This is a genomic window from Sorangium sp. So ce302, from assembly GCF_051530145.1.
Taxonomy (GTDB): domain Bacteria; phylum Myxococcota_A; class Polyangia; order Polyangiales; family Polyangiaceae; genus Sorangium; species Sorangium cellulosum_B.
Window position 1 is genome coordinate 11013999 of sequence record NZ_CP150326.1, and the last position, 17016, is coordinate 11031014.

General features: G+C 71.1%; 8 protein-coding genes. All 8 read right to left on the bottom strand.

The features are described 5' to 3' along the window. Positions 1 to 21 precede the first annotated feature (21 nt). The 8 genes from WME73_RS41685 to WME73_RS41720 are packed head-to-tail and all read right to left on the bottom strand — an operon-like array spanning position 22 to position 16994. Positions 22 to 1167 carry a Gfo/Idh/MocA family oxidoreductase gene (locus WME73_RS41685; RefSeq protein WP_437913181.1) on the bottom strand — a complete coding sequence of 382 codons (1146 nt, stop codon included), beginning with the start codon at positions 1165 to 1167 and terminating at the stop codon, positions 22 to 24. Continuing rightward, positions 1164 to 2354, bottom strand: coding sequence for a cytochrome P450 (locus tag WME73_RS41690; RefSeq protein WP_437741811.1), 1191 nt, complete (start codon positions 2352 to 2354; stop codon positions 1164 to 1166). Before WME73_RS41690 ends, WME73_RS41685 begins: the two co-directional genes overlap by 4 nt. Next, entirely contained in the window at positions 2351 to 4654 is a 2304-nt protein-coding gene (locus tag WME73_RS41695; protein ID WP_437913182.1) for a methyltransferase, read from the bottom strand. Before WME73_RS41695 ends, WME73_RS41690 begins: the two co-directional genes overlap by 4 nt. A gap of 20 nt (positions 4655 to 4674) precedes the next feature. Then, positions 4675 to 6837: a methyltransferase gene (locus WME73_RS41700; protein ID WP_437913183.1), complete on the bottom strand. Its 2163-nt coding sequence runs from the start codon at positions 6835 to 6837 to the stop codon at positions 4675 to 4677. Beyond that, the gene (locus WME73_RS41705; RefSeq protein WP_437913184.1) at positions 6834 to 7943 is read right to left on the bottom strand and encodes a saccharopine dehydrogenase NADP-binding domain-containing protein; all 1110 of its coding nucleotides are present in this window, start codon (positions 7941 to 7943) and stop codon (positions 6834 to 6836) included. Before WME73_RS41705 ends, WME73_RS41700 begins: the two co-directional genes overlap by 4 nt. Continuing rightward, positions 7940 to 9679, bottom strand: a complete 1740-nt coding sequence (locus WME73_RS41710; protein WP_437913185.1) for an ABC transporter ATP-binding protein — start codon at positions 9677 to 9679, stop codon at positions 7940 to 7942. The genes WME73_RS41705 and WME73_RS41710 overlap by 4 nt, the downstream gene beginning before the upstream one ends. Continuing rightward, entirely contained in the window at positions 9676 to 11457 is a 1782-nt protein-coding gene (locus tag WME73_RS41715; protein ID WP_437913186.1) for an ABC transporter ATP-binding protein, read from the bottom strand. Before WME73_RS41715 ends, WME73_RS41710 begins: the two co-directional genes overlap by 4 nt. After that, the gene (locus WME73_RS41720) at positions 11454 to 16994 is read right to left on the bottom strand and encodes an amino acid adenylation domain-containing protein (protein ID WP_437913187.1); all 5541 of its coding nucleotides are present in this window, start codon (positions 16992 to 16994) and stop codon (positions 11454 to 11456) included. The genes WME73_RS41715 and WME73_RS41720 overlap by 4 nt, the downstream gene beginning before the upstream one ends. Positions 16995 to 17016: the final 22 nt, after the last annotated feature.

The window sequence follows — 17016 nt, forward strand, 5'->3', positions numbered from 1 at the left end:
TCCCGAGCGCCAGGCGCTCGATCAACGCGCGCCGCTCCCGGCCGCATCGAAGGTGGCAGCGCGCGCCGCCGCACGCAGCTCGTCGAGAGGGAGCGGCTCCGGGGTCTCCGGACGGATGAGCTCGGGCATCCCGATCCGCTCCGTCAGATCACGCCACGCGAGCGACACGCCCAGGGCCCACTGGCCGCTGCGGACACGGCGGGCCGGGTCGGCGATGTCGCCGCACAGGTCGTGCAAGGCGACAACGACCGCGTCGGGCCACGTCCGCGCGAACACGTCGTGATAGCTGCGCGTGTGCTGGTCGCCCAGGATCGACGTGCTCTCCACGGCGAGGCGGTCGGTGCCGGGGCCGCTCATGATCAGGCGCCCGGTCGAGTCGCGCGGCGAGTGCAAGCGCGGATTCCAGAGGACGGGTCCGTGGGTGTCGGCCAGGGTCAGCACGCCGGCGTCGCATCCGAGCGAGATCCGGTGCATGAGCAGGGAGTGATTGTCGGGATCCTCGGGGTGGACCTGGTTCTGCACGCGGAGCGTCACGGGCACGCCGCCGAGGGTCGCGCTCAGGCTCTGAAACGGCTGGCCCGCGGCCGGCGACGGCCGGCCGCCTCGCGGCGCGCATTCGGAGAACGACCACGGGCGCAGGTCGCCTGCGGCGCGGCCGATCACGTCGAGCAGCGGATAGGCGACCTGGCTGTTGCAAGCGGCGTCGATGAACTGGACGCGCTGGCGCTTCCTGATGTACTCGGCCGCGGCAAGGAACTGCCGGATCGGGCGCACGTTCGGGTACAGCGTGTTGACCGCGTACGCGGCGCCCCCCCGCTTCGCGGCCTTCAGGCACGCGGTGATCTCCGCGGCGTGCACGGGATGCTCCTGCAGCACGTGGATCCCGCGCTCGAGCAGCGTCCTGGCCAGATCGGAGCCTGGGCCGCCGGTCGCCCCCGAGCGCACCACCACGCAGGCGATGTCGATGTCGCCGGGGATGTCCTCCACCCTTGTATAGAGCGGCGCTCCGTAGCGCTCGGCGCACTTCCTGGAGAACTCGCTGCCGCGCCCGAGCACGCCGGCCAGCGTGAACGAGCCCTGCGCCGACGCGACCGCATCGAGGTAGATGCGCCCGAAGGCGGTGCCGGCGACGACGACGCGCTTCTTCTTGCCGCCGCCGGCGCTCACCAGGTCACCCGCATCGTGAGCGGGCCGCGGAAGAACGTCGCGGTCTTCCACTGGACGTCGGCGTCGAGGCGCAGATCCGGCAAGCGGGTCACGAGCGCTCTCAGCGCTTCCTGGAGCTCGACCCGGGCCAGCGACGCGCCGATGCAATAATGCATCCCACAGCCGAACGCGAAATGCGCCCGCGCGTCCCGATCGAAGTCGAGCCGGTGTGGATCGGAGAACTTGCGGGGGTCGTGGTTGGCCGCGCCGACCGACGCAAACACGGGCTCACCCGCGCGCACCAGCGTGTCGCCCACCTGGACGTCCTCGGTGGCGTAGTGCGGAAACATCGCGGCGGACGCGATCGGCACGAAACGGAGCAGCTCCTCGACCGCCTGCGCCACGAGGCCAGGATCCGACTTGAGGCGCGCGAGCTGCTCCTGATGGGTCAGGAGCGTGTAGATGAAGTTCGGGATCTGCGAGGAGGTGGCCTCGTACCCCGCGATCAGGATGGCGATGCAGAGCTGGACCATCTCGCGCTCGTTCAGGCGGTCGTCCACGTCGTGGGCCTCGATGAGCGCGCTCATCAGGTCGTCGCCCGGCTCGGCCCGGCGCAGGCGGATCAGCCCCATGATGTACTGGGACAGCTCGCCGAGGTTCCGCTGCGTCTGCTCCGCGGTCTGCGTGTTGGTCGAGAGCAGAGAGTCGTTCCACTCCTTGAACCTGGACTGATCCGCCACCGGAACGCCCAGGAGCTCGCAGATCACGGACATCGGGATCGGCAGCGCGTAGTCCCGCACGAGATCCGCAGGGGGGCCTTTGGCCACCATCCTGTCGATCAGCTCGTTGGCGAGGTCGCGGACGTGCGGGCGCAGCTGCTCCACGCGCCGGTTGGTGAACGCCTGGGTGACCAGGTTGCGGATGCGGGTCAGCTCGGGCGGGTCCATCATGACGATCCCGCCGGCGATGCGCGGGAGCGCCCTCGGGGCGTCCGCGCGCTTCGTGGCCTCCTCGCGGCTGAACCGCCGGTCGGACAGCACGAAGCGGACGTCCTCGTAGCGGGTCGCGAGCCACGCCGGCTCGCCGTAAGGCAGCTTGACCTTGAGCAGCCCCGGCGCTTGCTGAGCGCGGGAGTACGCAGAGGCGAGCGCGATGCCGTCGAAGAGATTGAAGGGATACGGGATGGGGGGATTCGTCGCGGTGGTCATTGCGTTCGTCCTTGTGATGCCGCCGTGGAAAGCGGGCGGGAATCGAAGCGCCGGCGGCGCGCGGCCCAGTCGCGCAGCCGCTCGCGGTCGAGGGCGCCGCCAGCGGCGAGCGGCAGCTCATCCACGATCTCGATGCTGGCGAAGGCTCCCAGGCGCTCGCCGAGATGCTCGGAGAGGCGCTCCGAGGTCAGCAGCGCCCGATCCATCTTGGTCCGGGCCGCGAACACACGATGGCCGAGCCGCTCCAGCGGGTGGCCGTCCCGGGGCAGCCCGAGGACGCGCTGGAGGCCAGCGCCGTCCAGCGCCGCGTTCCACTGAGGCAGCGAGAGGAACGTCGACTCCGTCTCGGCCCTGCCGTCGCTGGCGTCGTCCAGCATGAAGGCCTGGGAGGCCATGACCCAGAACTCTTCGACCGTGGGCTCGGTCAGGACGAGCCAGCCGCCGGGGCCGAGCAGCTCGTTGAGCCAGCGGAGGGAGGCATCCGTGTTCCGCGCGGCGTTGAGCACGCCGCCTCCGATGATCACGTCGAACGAGTTCGGGACGAAGCCCTGTTCTCTCGGCGCGACGTTGATGTCGTAGAGGCCGAAGCGCACGCACCGGTGCCCGGCGAGCCGCGGGGCGGCCTGATCGAGGAAGTACCTGGAGACGTCGGTGTAGAGGTAGTCGACCTCGGCGCCCGAGAGCTCCGGTAAGAGCGACTCGGAGGTCGCGCCCGTGCCGGCGCCGACCTCGAGCAGCCGGATCGGCCGCTGCCCGGGCCATTCCCTGGCAATCCTGCTCACGAGGAGACCGACGGCGTGGTGCTGGTACCGGGCGGCGATGCTCTCGCGATACAAGGCCCTGGCGAGGTCGGTGCGCCCCTCCGGGAACAACAGGTGGACGGCCCGCACCGCGCCGGAGATCAGGTCGGGCAATCGGTCGGAATTGCGGACCGCGTAGTCGATCGTGCCGGCCGCGCCGACCGTGGCCAGCCATTCTCCCTTCAGCTCGTCCCATGCGCGCGCCAGCGCGGCGTCCGAGAAGTCGCAGACCGGGCCCACGGCGCTCAGCAGATCTCCGTCCCGGCGCAGCAGCTTCTGCTCCGCGAGCACCCTGAGCCAGCGACGGATGAGCGGCCGATGCGCGGCGGCCACACGCGCCCGCGCGAGCACCTCGTCCACGGTGTGGGCGGCGGCCGTGTCGGTAAAAAGGCCGCTGCGGCCCAGCGCGTTGAGCATCGACAGCAGCGCTGTCTGTCCCAGCCGCTCCACGGCCGCGATCGCCCTGTTCAGGTCGGTCCCGGCGAGCTCGGCGTCCAGCGCGGCGGTCGCCTTGGCGATCAGGCGCTGTCCGCTCGCGTCCCCGTCGGCATCGTCGCTGGCGCGCTTCGCGGGGACGGCAAAGACGGCCCAGCCGTCGCCGTCGGAGGGGATCACCGCCGCCGCCGCCACGCCCGGATGGCTCATCACGAGCTCCGCGATGCGCGCCGCTTCTTGCTCGGCTCTGCGCAGCTCGCGCTCCACGGGTACGAGCCCGGCTTCACCGGCGATCCTGTCCACGAGCTCTGCGCCGAAGACGCGCCGCGCGGCCGCGGACGACTCGGCGGACAGCGCTCCACCGGCGCCTGCGCCGGCGTCGACCACGATGCGCCGCAGCGCCCCGAGGTCGGCGAGCGCGGCCGCCGGGTGAGCCAGGAGGCTGCGCAGCAGCGTCGCTGACACGATCGCGCAGTCCGGGGCCGCTCGCTCGAGGAACGAAAGAGCCTTGGCCGGGCTCGCGGCGCTCGCGTCGACCGCATGATGGTGGACGGCGGCGCCGGCGCTCCAGCTCGCGAACACCGCATCCCCGCCGAACCCGGCCAGCGGCGAGAGCACCGCCGTGCGCGCAGGCGAAGGGCCGATTGCGTCGCGCAGGGCAGCCACCGATTCGCAGAACACCGCTCTCGACCACACGAAGGATCCGCGAACCACGGAGAACGGCGCGTCGTCCACCAGGCGGGGCTCGCAGGCGCTCGCCCCGTCGAGCGCGGACAGGTCAGCGTCCGTGATCCTCAGGACATCGCCGCCGCCGCTCGCTGGCGGCTCGGCGGAGAACCGCGCGCCGAGCAGCATGGCAGCCAGCCGGACCGACAGGGCCTGAGGCCTGTCTCCGGCGCTCCAGCTCAGCGTGCGGCCCGCGACGGCCCCGCGCTGGCGCAGCGCCGTGACAGCGCGGTACGTCGAGTCGAGCACCTCTGCTCCGGTCCACTCGCGCCCGCTCGACACCAGCGCCGCTCGATTCCCGAGGCGCTCCAGCCCATCGATGATCTGTCTCACGGTCATGGCACCTCCTCGGGTGGTCGTCAGCAGGCGGTGGCGAAGAACAGGTGCTGGCCTGCCACCGCCAGGGGTGATTCGAGCGAAGGAAGGACGAACCGCGGCACGAAGGCTGCGGCCAGGAGCTCCTCATTCCAGCCGGGCGCGTCGATGAACACCTGATCGGTCCCGGCGCGCCGGTCCTCGCTGCCGAGCGGCGGCGAGCCGGCCGCAGGAGACAGCAGGAACTGCATCGCCGTCAGGATCGCGCAGTTCTCTCGTGTGGAGTCCGTGAAGATGAGCCACCCGCCGGGGGCGAGCGCGCGGCGGATGCGGCGCAGGGTCCGACCCGTGTGCGCGGCGTTGTGGAGGACATTGCCCGCGAGCACGACGTCCGCCGCGTGCGGCTCCACCCCCTGCGCCGTGAAATCGATGTTGATGTCGAGCACGGCAGTGCGCATCCCGCGATGGCGGCCGAACCGCTCCTGCGCCGCGGCCGTGAACGCGCGCGCGACGTCGGTGAACAGGTAGTCGACCGGCGCGCCGTCGAGGGCCCGCAGCGCGGCTGTCGTGGTGAGCCCGGCGCCTCCGCCGAGCTCGAGCACGCGCAGCGGCCGGTGCCGCAGCTCCGCGCAGCGGCGCACGAGGTGAGCGCCGGCGGCGCTCAGGTAAGCGGTGAAGACGTTGTCCTGGTAGGCGGCGATGGTGGAGAGGTCCTGCCGCTCGCGAAACAAGAGCTGCTGAATCGAGAGCTCGTCGCGCACGAGCGCGTGCAGGCGGAGCAGCGCGGCCTGGTGGACTTCCGCCATCGCGGGCGGGAAGCCGAGCGCGGCATACGCGTCGGGCAGGTCGGCGGCCGCGCCGGCGTCCCGCAGGGCCCGTCGCCACACGTACTTATCCCCCACGTCGCCGAGCACACCGTGGTCGCGCAGCGCGGCGAGCCAGCGCCGGACGAGCCATGCGTGCCGCGGCGCCGCGCCCAGCGCGGCGACGATCTCCTCCGCGGTGCGCGCTTCGCCTCCCGGATGCACGGCGCCGCTCGCGAGGAGCAGCTCCCCCAGGGCCCGCAGGCTGATCGCCTCGAGTCGCTGCATCGCCCCCGGCAGGTGCGCCAGGGCATCCCTCCCCGGCGCCGGTTCCAGCAGCCGAGTGAGCCTCAGCCCCGCCTCGTGTGTCTCGTCTCCCGTCGGCACGCGGGGCGCCTCACCATGGGCGTCGTCGGCGGCGGCCTCCACGGCCGCCGCGGCCAGATCGGCGGCGTGGACGACCTCGGCGTCGGCGCGCGCCGACGCCGAGCCGAGCGCGGCGAGGACGTCGTGCCGGAGGCGGCACAACGTGAGCTGAACCTGAGCCTCGCTGACGGCTGCGCCTGGGCTCTCAACGGCGTTGGCGAACGCCGTCAGCTCGCCGCGGGTCGCGCGCAGCCAGCTCACGGTCTCGCGCTCGGCCGGCGCGTCCGTCCCGCCGAGCAGCACGGCAGACCCCGTGGCGTGTGCGGTCCAGAGGACGTCGCCGTGAACCCCGGTCAACTTCAGCTCGCCGGCGTCGCTGCCCAGGGCGAGCTCGACGACCCTCTGCGCCTCTGACGACACCTCGTTGCGCACGCGCAGGACGATGGGAACACCCGCGAGGCTGCCTCCGAGCACGACAAGCCCGCTCCCGAGCGGCGCCGGCTCACGGATCTGCCAGGGGCGCAGGGCGCCGAGCGCGTCTCCCAGGAGGCGGAGCAGCGCCTGGATCGACGCTCTCGTGCACGTCGCCGCGACGTACCTGACCGGCGTGCGCGCGCGCAACACCTGCGCTGCGCCGAGGAACCGCCGGGATGCCGGCGTGGCAGAGGCGACCGCTGCCACCCGGAAGGCGGCTCGGCCAAGGCGCGCTTGCCGCAGGCACGCGGCGAGCTCATCGTGCTCGAGCGGCGCCTCCGCCAGCACGGCGCTGCCGCGCCCCAGGAGGTCGACGGCGCGCTCGGTCACCGGCACCCCGTGCCCGGTCGCCGATACCCAGCAGCTCACGCCGGCGCCGAGGGGCGCCTGATCCGGCCGGGTCCAGAGCGCTATCCTGGCCTGATCGGCGAACCTCCGGGCGCCCTCGCTGTCATCGGCGAGCTGGCCGATGAGGCGAAAGCGCCCGTTCAACTGCTGGAGCGCGGCCAGGTGCAGAGGACCGAACCCGGCGCCGCACAGCACGAGAGGGATCCCGGCGGTCACAGGGAGCCCTCCTCGGTAGCGCCGAGCGCGTCGATCGACGTATCCAGCAGATCGAGCGCGGTCACCGCGCCGCTCTCGCGAAGGCGACCGACCGTCGACAGGGGTTCGAGCGCCGCCGCTGCGAAGTGGCGCCCAGCGGGCACCTGGCCCTGGTCCACCGCCAGCGTGGTGAGCGCGGCCAGGGTCCCTGTGAGCTCGGCGTTGCGCCGCCCGCGCACAACCAGCGTGCGCGTGACCGGAGCGCCGTCCCGCAAGCCGTCGAGCTGCGCGACGAGGAGGACGTGAGGCTCCCGTCCAGCGAGGTCGAGCAAGCTGGCCCGGCATAACGCCGCGACCGCCTCGCGGCGTTCGAGGGTGCGGGCGCGATCGAAGGCCGTGAGGATGTGCTGGCCGGTAATGACAGTATACCAGTCTCCTCGAGCGAGCCGGAGCGACGCCGCGAGCCGCTCCCCTTCGGTGTTGAGGTAAGGCATCAGGGTCGCCGGACCGGGGAAGAACGGGATTTCCACGTTGCGCGTCCGGGTCAGCACCCCGGAGCGACGCCCCTCTCGCCATGCCGCGAGCGGCTCGCTCACCCCGTCCGTGGCCGCCTGGAGGTAGTCGTCCGCGGCGACCTCGGTGAAGCGGTCCAGCACGCCGAAATAGCTGCGCAAGCCGTGAACCTGGCTGAAAGCCCGCTGCGCCGCCCATCGCGGCAAGAGCGCCGTGAGGCCAGGCTGCAGCCCCGCCGAGAGCACGGCCACGCGCCCGCGGGTGCGGTACTCCTCGTCGTCCAGGAGCGCGTACAGCGCATCGTCGCCGGCGGCGTCCACGTAGTCGGCGCCGGCTTCCACGGCTGCCCTCGCCGCGCGGTCCGCGATGGCGTGAGATGGCCCGGCGCAGTTGAGCACGATCCGACACCCACCGACGAAGCGACGCAACGACGCGTCGTCCCGAACATCGACCGCCTGGTGCTCGGCCGCTCCCGCGGACAGCTCACTCGCGAAGCGGCGGGCCGCGTCGACGTTTCGCCCGCCGATCCGCAGCGGCCCGAGGCCGAGCGACAGGAGCCGCCGGGCCGCTTGCGCGCCGACGTCGCCATAACCTCCCAAGATGCCGATCGTCATCCTGCAGCCTCCACCAGCCGCCATCCGTGGGCGCGGCGACGCTCGTTCCAGAACGCCGTGTACCGCCCGTTGCGCGCCAGGAGCTCCTGATGCGTTCCCGCCTCGACGATGCGGCCGCCGTCGAGCACGAGGATCTGATCGGCGGACACGATGGTCGGCAGCCGGTGCGCGATGACCAGCAGGGTCGACCGGTGCATCAGTGTCCGCATCGCGCTCTGGATGTAGCGCTCGTTCTCCGGGTCGAGCGCCGCCGTCGCCTCGTCCAGCAGCACGATAGGAGCGTTCTTGAGCACGGCTCGGGCGACCGACACCCGCTGGCGCTCCCCGCCGGACAGCGACGCTCCGCCCTCGCCGACCCGGGTCTTCAGGCCCTGCGGGAGGCGCTCGATGATCTCTTCCACGCCGGCCAGGCGGGCGGCCTCGCGCACCTCGGCGTCCGTGGCGTCCAGCCGGCCCACCCGGATGTTCGCCTCCAGCGTGTCATCGAACAGATAGACGTCCTGCATGACGAGCGACAGCTGCGTCATCAGGTCTTCCGTGGAGAGCTCGCGGACATCCACGCCGCCCACCCGCACCGAGCCCGCGTCGACATCGAAGAAGCGCGCGATCAGCCGTGTTATCGTGGTCTTCCCGGAGCCGGATGCCCCGATGATCGCCGTCATCGTCCTCGGCGCGATCCGGAAAGACACATCACGGAGCACGGGAGCGCCCGGCTGATAGCCGAACAGGGCATCGGAGAACTCGATCTCCCCCGGCGCCGCGATGGGCCTGGAGCGCTCCGGCTCGGGCAGCGGCGCTTCATCGAAGATGGCGGACAGCCGCTCCAGATCGTTGCCTGCCATCCGCAAGAGCCCGCTACGCCCCGCGGCCTCGGCCAGCGGCCCCACGAACCTGGCGGCCAGCGCCAGCAGCGCGACGAGCTCGATCGGATCGATCGACCGATCGAGCGCGCGCACCACGCCGACCGCGATCAGCGCGGCGAACGCGAGCTGCACCGACAGACCGCCCGCGAGCAACCTGGGGAAGGTCTGACGCAGCATCGACCCGCCCGCGGCGCGCTGCCCATCGATCGCCTCCTCCAGCGGCGCATAACCCCCCGTGGCCCGACCGAAGGCGCGCAGCACCTGCTGGTTGCGCGCGAACTCGACGACCCGGTTGCTGGCGAGCGCCCCCGCGGCGTCGACGTGCTCCTCGGTGCGGCCGATCCACGCCGACGACCAGCGGTGCGTCAGGTAGATCAGCGGCGTGCAGGCGATGGCCGTCAACCCGAGCTGCCAGTCGAAGAACAGCATGGCGACGGCGATCGTCGCGGGCGTCAGGATGCCGCTCACCACCGGGGTCAGGAGGTGGGCAAACACGTTGGTGACCATCATGGTGCCGCCCGTCGCGCTCCGTGAGAGACGGCCGACCTTCTCCGAGGAGAACCAGCCGATCGGCAGGCGGGCGACGTGGTTGCCGAGCCGGTCGTGCAGCGTGGTCAGGACGACCAGGGCGAGCGCGAAGCCCTTCATCGTCTGCTGGTAACGGGCGACGCACGTCACCGCGACGACCGCGGCCAGGAGGAGCAGCCAGCGCAGCGCCTCGCCCAGGTCCCCGCCGAGCAGCGCCTTGAGGACCGGGACGAGGAACGCCATCGCCACCCCCTGAACGACGGAGTAGACGATGAGCCAGCCGAAATAGACGTGCAGCGCCCTTGCGTGCTGCGGTCCCAGGATCTTGGTCAGTTGCCGGATCATGAGGCTTCACCCACCGCTGCAGTGGCAGCCGCCATGTCGCTCTCGGCGTAAGCACGCCACATCCTGGCGTAGAGCCCGTCCGCGGCGAGCAGCGCGGAATGCGTGCCGCGCTCGCGCACGCGGCCCTCGTCGAGCACGACGATCTGATCGACGCCGGTGATCGTCGCCAGCCGGTGGGCGATGACGATCACGGTGCGCCCGCGCGCGACCGCGGACAGCGCGTCCTGGATCTGCGCTTCTGACTCCGGATCCGCGTGCGCCGTCGCCTCGTCCAGGATCAGCACCGCGGTGTCCGCGAGCAGCGTGCGCGCGATGGACAGCCGCTGCGCTTCGCCGCCCGACAGGATGGCGTCCTCGCCGATCACGGACCGATATCCCCGGGGAAGCGCGACGAGCCGGTCGTGGATCTGCGCGGCGCGCGCGGCCGCGACGACGTCTTCGTCGCTGGCCTCGGGCCGGCCGAGGCGCAGGTTGTCGGCGACCGTTCCATGGACCAGCTGGACGTCCTGCAGAACGAAGCCGACGTTCCGGTACAGCACGTCCGGCGCGATGTTGCGTATATCGACGCCGCCGAGCAGGACAGCGCCGCCGGTCACGTCATAAAACCTGGGCACCAGCTTTGCCAGCGTGGACTTCCCCGCGCCCGAGGTCCCGACCAGCGCGGTCACCGTGCCAGGCGTGCAAGCGAAGCTCACGTCGGAGAGCACGCTCCTCGAGCCATCGTAGCTGAACGAGACGTGATCGAACTGCACCCCCGCCCCGCGCGGCGCCTCTGGCGTCGTCGTGATGGGCAATGACGGCTCGTCGAGCAGCGAGGCGACGCGCTCCGCCGCCGCCACGGCCTTGCGCTGGGCCGTGAGCCCCTGGTTCAGCGTGAGCACCGTCTGCGGGATGACCACGGCGACCAGGGTCTCGGCGAGCAGGTCGATGGGGCTCACCCAGCCCTCTCGGATGAACCAGGCGCCGACCGTCAGGCTCACCAGCATGATCACGGGCACCGAGAGGGCCATCGAGGTCAGCGCCTCGAGCCGGAGCAGCGGCCGCACCCAGCCGGCGTACCGATCGCTGAAATCGCTGACCGCGCGCTGGTAGCTCTGGTGAGCGCGGCCCGTCTGGCCGAACGCCTTCACGACCGCGATGCCGTGGACGAACTCGACGATCGCGGCGCTCACCCTGGCGAAGCTCGCGTCGAGCTGCATCATCTTCTCGGCGAAGCCCCGCATCATCCATGCGTAAGCGACGATGTAGATGGGCAGGGTGGCGATCGCGAGCAGCGCCAGCCGAAAGTCCAGCCAGAACAGGTACAGGAGGCCGCCGAGCGGAAGGACGATGGCCGAGACGAGCTCGACATCGTGGTGCGCGACGAGGTGGTGCAAGTCCTCGAGGTCGTCCTGGACCGCTTTGCGGACCACCCCTGACGTCTTGTCGGAGTACCACCCCAGCGGCACCTCGCCCAGCTTGCGCACCAGCGCGCGCCGCAGGAGGGCCTGAAGCCGATGGTCGGCCAGGTGAGTCACCCACAGCGCCGTTCCGGTGCATGTCCACCCGACGCCGAGGCCGACAACGATGATCAGCGCGACCCCGGCCACCTTCGCGCTGTCGATCGGGCCTGACGCGACGAGGATCCGCGCGAGCTCGGCGATCCCGATGAACGGGACGAGCGTCGTCAGCGCCCCGACGCCGCCAAGGAAGATCCCGAGGCGCGTCAGCCCTGCTATCGGGCGGCGCAGCTCGCGGAGCGCGGCGTCCTTCTGCTGATTCTCTCGATTCTCTCTCATGTGTGGCGCAACGATACCGCGAGGTGCTCGGCCACGACATTCACATGCGGTGGCTCGATGACGCTGAAATGGTTGCCGGGCACGTCGATCAGCTTGAACTCGCCGAGGCAGACGCCTTCCCAGAACGGCGCCGTCAGGTGCCCGACGCCCGCGGTGATGCCGAAGGATTGCTCCTCGTCGCACCGCAAGAACGTCATATCGCCGACGTACGGCTCGGGATCGAACCGCGCTGCGCGCATGCTATGCCTGCAGGTCCGGAACAGCGCCGGGATGAGCTCGGGTCCGACGGGCACCCCGGCCTGGGCAGCCGCCGCCTTCGCATAGCTGGCCAGGCGCTCGTCCTGACTGCGCGCGGACTGCCTGCGCACCGCGGCGGCGACCGATTCCAGCCCGGGGTCTCCGCCGAGCCTGGCCATTGCGCCGGCCGGAATCTTGCGGTCGTAGTCGACCATCAGCTTCTCGATGGCCCGGTACACGTCGGCGCTGTCGACGTCGTCGCCGAAGACGGCCTTCACCGGATCCAGGTTCAAATTCGGGGCGAAGATCGCCTCGAACGCGAGCTCTTCGTCGGTCTCGATGAACATCGGGATGCTGTCGACGAGCGCCAGGTCCACCGACATGCCGCGCTCGAGCAGCCGCCGGGCCACCTCGGTGGCGAGCAGCCCGCCGAGGCAGTAGCCGATGAGCTGAAACCGCGTGAAGCCTTCATCGATGAGCCGCTGCGCGTAATCGTCGGACACGCGCGCGACGAGCTCCTTCGGGGGGATCGCGAGGTACAGCTCGGGGTCGGCGACAGCGAAGCCCAGGACGGGCCCCAGGTTCTGGGCGGCGAGCGCCCGCCCCAGGTGCTGGAAGTAATCCATGGTGCCCAGCGCCGCGTGGAACATCACACGCGCCGGCCCGTCCCCGCCGCCGAACGAGAGGATCAACGAATTGCTGCCCTCCCGGCGCTGCGCGACCTGCGCGGTCTTGCCGCCGCTGGAGGACGCCCCCGCGCCCGGCCCAGCGCCGCTCGGCGCGTGCGCTGCGCCGTCTTGCCTGCGCAGCGCGCGCGCGAGCGCGTCGACCGTCGGCTCATTGAGCATCTGCCGCAGGAGCGTGTCGTAGGCGAACGGCGCAGCTTCCGGCACCTCCTCGCGCAGTCGCCCTGCCACCCTGGCGAGGATCAGCGAGTCGGCGCCGCGGTCGTAGAAGTTCTCGCCCTTGCCGATCCGCGCGATGCCGAGCGCGCTCGCCCAGAGCGCACACAGCCGGATCTCCAGCTCGTCCAGCGTCGCATCGGCCTCCTTCCCGGCGCCGTCGATGAACGCCGCGGGCCGCAGGGCGGCGAGCGCCTTGCGGTTGACCTTGCCGTTCGCCGTGAGCGGCAGCCGGTCGACGACCTGCAGATGAGCAGGCACCATGTGCGCTGGCAGCCGCTGCCCGAGGAAGCTCGTGAGCTCGTCGGTCCCGACCCGGGCCCGGTCGGTCTTGAATCGCGCAGCGAACATGTGCATGCCATAGGCCGCCATCGGATGGTCGTCGTCCGGCAGGCGGAGCACCAGCTCGCCGCCGCTCTTCGCGATCAGGCCTTGCCACTGCTCGGTGGACAGGAACTTGGTGGTGCCGCGTTCCCTGTCTGCGCCCGCGGGGTCCATCATGAAGCCCTGGGTGAGCAGGACGTGCGGGTGATCGGCGGTAGGCTCGGTGAACACGAGCCATCCCGATGGCCCGAGCAGCTCCACCGCCGCCGCCACCGCGGCTTCGACGTTGCGGGTGCTGTTCAGCATTCCGGCGCACAGCACGACGTCCGCGGAGTTCGGCAGCAAGCCCTGGGCCCGGTAATCCTCGTTCAGATCGAGCTGCCCGAATCGGACCCAGGAACGCTCCCGGAACCGCTCGCGCGCGTCGGCCAGGAAGAAGGCTGTCAGGTCCGTGAACAGGTAGTCGACGTCATGGCCGTCGAGCATCGGGAGGACCACGCCGGTGGTGGCCCCCGTGCCGGCGCCGATCTCGAGCACCCGCAGGGGGGCGCCGTCCGTATGCGCGGCGGCGATCCGGTACAGGAGCGCCGCGACCGCGTGGTTGTTGTAACGCGCGATCGCGTCGTCGCGGTACACCGCGAGCGCCACGTCGTGCTTCCCTTGCGGGAACAGCAGCTCGAACGGGTTCTGCTGGTTCTCGAGCAAGGCGTGCAGCCGCTCCACGTGCGCTCTGTGGTACTCAACGAACTCGGGCGTACACAGCCCGGACGACGACGCCAGCTCCTCGAACCGCCGCCAGGCGTCGTGGACCGCCGTCGCGTCGGCGGCCCTGCGCTGCGCGTAACGGCGGCTCTCCTCGTGGTACGTGAGCCATCCCGCCTCGGTCAGGAGCCCCAGCCAGCGGCGAACGAGCCAGTGATGGCGGTCGTGGACGCGCGCCTCGCGCAGGATCTCCTCGGCCGAGCGCGTGTCGCGCGGACCGGCGAAGAGCCCGCGCTCGGAAAACGCGTTCATCATGGACGCGAACGAGGCGTCGCGCAGCGCTCGGGTCGCCTCGGTCACCTGGGCCGCGGTCACGCCGCTGACCTCCTTGTCGGCGAACTGCCGCGCCGCAGACACGAGGCGAGCCTGCGACGTGGCCAGATCCTCGTCCGCAGGCGCGCTGCGCCGCGCGAGCTCGACGAAGCCGAGCAGCGTGCGATCCGTGGGGTCCTTGCCGGCCACCACGGCCGCGGCGGCGCCGACCGCCGGATGCGCGAGCAGCGCGGCCTCGATCTCGCCGAGCTCGATCCGGTGCCCGCGAATCTTGACCTGGCTGTCCTCGCGGCCGAGGAACTCGATGGATCCGCCGGGGAGATAGCGCCCGAGATCTCCGGTCCTGTAGAGGCGCTGTCCATCGACGGGATGGTTGAAGAAGCGCGCTGCCGTGAGCTCCGGGTCGCCCAGGTACCCCGCCGCAAGGCCGTGCCCGGTGATGTACAGCTCTCCAGGGACCCACACCGGCGCGTCGCGGAGCGACTCGTCGAGGACGCGGAAGCCCTGGTTGGCGAGCGGCACCCCGTAGGGGATGCTCGTCCACGCCGGATCGACCCGCTCGATGCGATGGTAATTCGACCAGATGGCCGCCTCGGTCGCGCCCCCGAGCCCGATGAGCGTCAGGTCAGGAATGAACCGGCGGATCTGGTCGGGCAGCGTGACGGGGATCCAGTCGCCGGACAGCAGCGCCATGCGCAACGAGCGGATCGCGACCGGCTCTGTCTGCAGGTAGCTCGCCAGCATCTGAAGCTGCGCAGGCACGGAGTTCCACAGGGTCACCTCGTGCTTCACGAGGAGATCCGCCCAGTGGGAGGGGTCGGCGCCGCGGTCGGGATCCGGAAGGACGAGCGTCCCGCCGAGGGCGAGGGTTCCGAAGATGTCGTACACGGACAGGTCGAAGCCGAGCTGGGCGAGGCCCAGCACCCGGTCCGATCCGGTCACCCCGAAGCGACGGTTGATGTCGTCGATCGTGTTCAGCGCCGCCCGGTGGGTGATCATGACCCCCTTCGGATCACCCGTGGAGCCGGAGGTGTAGATCACGTACGCCAGCGCGTCGGGGTCGCCCATCGGCGCTTCGGGGCAGGTCTGCGCAGGCGCCAGCGTGTCCACGTCGATCACGCGCAGGCCGTCCGGCAGCTTGGCCGCCGCGGAGATCCACGACTGGGTCAGGACCTGTCGCACCGCCGCGTTCGACAGCACCTTCTCGATGCGCAGCCGCGGCTGCGTGGCGTCCAGCGGCAGATAGGCCGCGCCCGCGAGCAGCACGCCCAGCACCGCGACGACCTGCTCGATCCCCTTGTTCATGACGACGGCGACCCGATCGCCCGCGGTACAGCCGCCGTCTCGCAGCGCCTGCGCGACCGAGGCCGCCCTCATCGCGAGGTCGCCGTACGTCAAGCTGCCCGCGTGGCCGATCACCGCCACCGCGCCGGGGTCGCGGGCGGCCTGCTCCAGGAACCCTCGGTGCAAGAGGGAGTCCGGCAGCGGACAGCTTGTCTGATTGACCCGCTCGCGCTCCTGCGCCTGCCATCCGGGCAACGCGACCGGCTCGACGGCCTCCCATGCCTCGGAGCGCTCCGCGAGATCCTCCAGCAGCCGCTGCAGCGCGCCGAACATGTCGTCGATGAGGCCGTCCGGGAAGATGCCCTGACGCACGTCCCAGTTGACCTCGAGCCCGTCGGCGTCATCCATGACCTGACAATCGAGGTAGACCTGCGGGGTCTGCGTGACGCCATGGCCGAAGCGCCGGCCGCTCGTGGGTCGTCGCCGCGAGCCGAGGCCGATGGCGCTGGTGAAGACGACCGGCATCAGCGCGGCTTCCCGCCCGCGCCGGCGGGTCATCTCGCGCAGCACCTCGACCCCCGTGAACAGCCGGTGGTCGAGATCGGCGAACATCTGATCGCCGAGCCGCGCAGCCCATTCCTTGAAGCTGCGCCCGGACGCCGCCTGCACGTCCATGAGGCTGACCGACGTGAAGTCTCCGACGATCCGGTCGACGTGCGGGTGCAGCGGCAGGCGGTTGAGCAGCGTGAGGTTGAGGCTGAACCGCTGGCGGCGGCTCCAGCGCTGCAGCACCGCCGCATAGGCGCCCAGCACGGCGATCGAGGCCGTGAGACCTCGCTCGCCGGCGCGCTGCCGGAGGCGCTCCCAGCGCTCGGCGGACAGGCGGCTGTGGTGGCGGCGGAAGCGCACGGGCCCGGCTTCCGCGGCCGATGGCAGCGTCGGAAGCTCGGGCGCGGGGGGCAGATCGTTGACGCGCGAGAGCCAGTACTGGCGGTCACGCTGGTAACGCCCGGTCTCGCGCAGCCGCCGCTCCGCGAGGATGTAATCGCGAAAGCGGAGGTCCAGCGGGCGCAGCTCGTCGCTGCGGCCGGCGAGGATGAGGTCGAGCTCCTCGAAGAAGATCCCGGCGCTCGCCCAGTCGGCGATCAGCGAGTCGAGCGAGAAGTGCACGACGTCGCCGCCGCTGGTGCGGGTATGCCGCAGCTCGAACAGCGGCCATACGGTGGTCTCGTACATCCGGTGGTCCATCTCGGCGCGGATGCCGCATAGCGCGCGCTCCACCTCGGCGGCGGACGCGCCGCGGAGGTCCGTCGACTGGATGGGGTACCGAGGTACCGTGGGCAGGACGCGCTGGTAGCCGTCCTGCTCGATCACGGCGCGCAGCATCTCGTGCCGCTCGATCAGCAGGTTCCAGGCGTCGGCGAGGCGCGCGGGGTCGAGCTCCGGATACGTCACCTCCAGGTACCCGTGGCAGGCGACACCGCCGTAACCGAAGGAGCTCTGGCGCCCCAGCAGGTAGGCCGTCTGCACGTCGGTGAGCGGGAACGGCTCATGACGCCCCTGCTCGTCCGCGGCGACGACCACCCCCTGGTTTGCTGCCAGAAAGTCGATGATCTGCGCCTTGTGCGTGCGCAGCACCGTCATCTTGTCTTCCGTGAGCAAACCTTTGGGCGCACGGAACCGGAGCTGCCCCGATTCCGTCCACAGATCGACACCCAGCGTCTTCAGCTCTTCGATGATCCCGGCAACGGGCATGGACGTAAGCTCCTGTAGCTTG

Coding starts and splice junctions, on each gene's coding strand:
- WME73_RS41690 (WP_437741811.1), bottom strand. CDS start 2,354: ATGACCACCGCGACGAATCCCCCCATCCCGTATCCCTTCAATCTCTTC.
- WME73_RS41695 (WP_437913182.1), bottom strand. CDS start 4,654: ATGACCGTGAGACAGATCATCGATGGGCTGGAGCGCCTCGGGAATCGA.
- WME73_RS41705 (WP_437913184.1), bottom strand. CDS start 7,943: ATGACGATCGGCATCTTGGGAGGTTATGGCGACGTCGGCGCGCAAGCG.
- WME73_RS41710 (WP_437913185.1), bottom strand. CDS start 9,679: ATGATCCGGCAACTGACCAAGATCCTGGGACCGCAGCACGCAAGGGCG.
- WME73_RS41715 (WP_437913186.1), bottom strand. CDS start 11,457: ATGAGAGAGAATCGAGAGAATCAGCAGAAGGACGCCGCGCTCCGCGAG.
- WME73_RS41720 (WP_437913187.1), bottom strand. CDS start 16,994: ATGCCCGTTGCCGGGATCATCGAAGAGCTGAAGACGCTGGGTGTCGAT.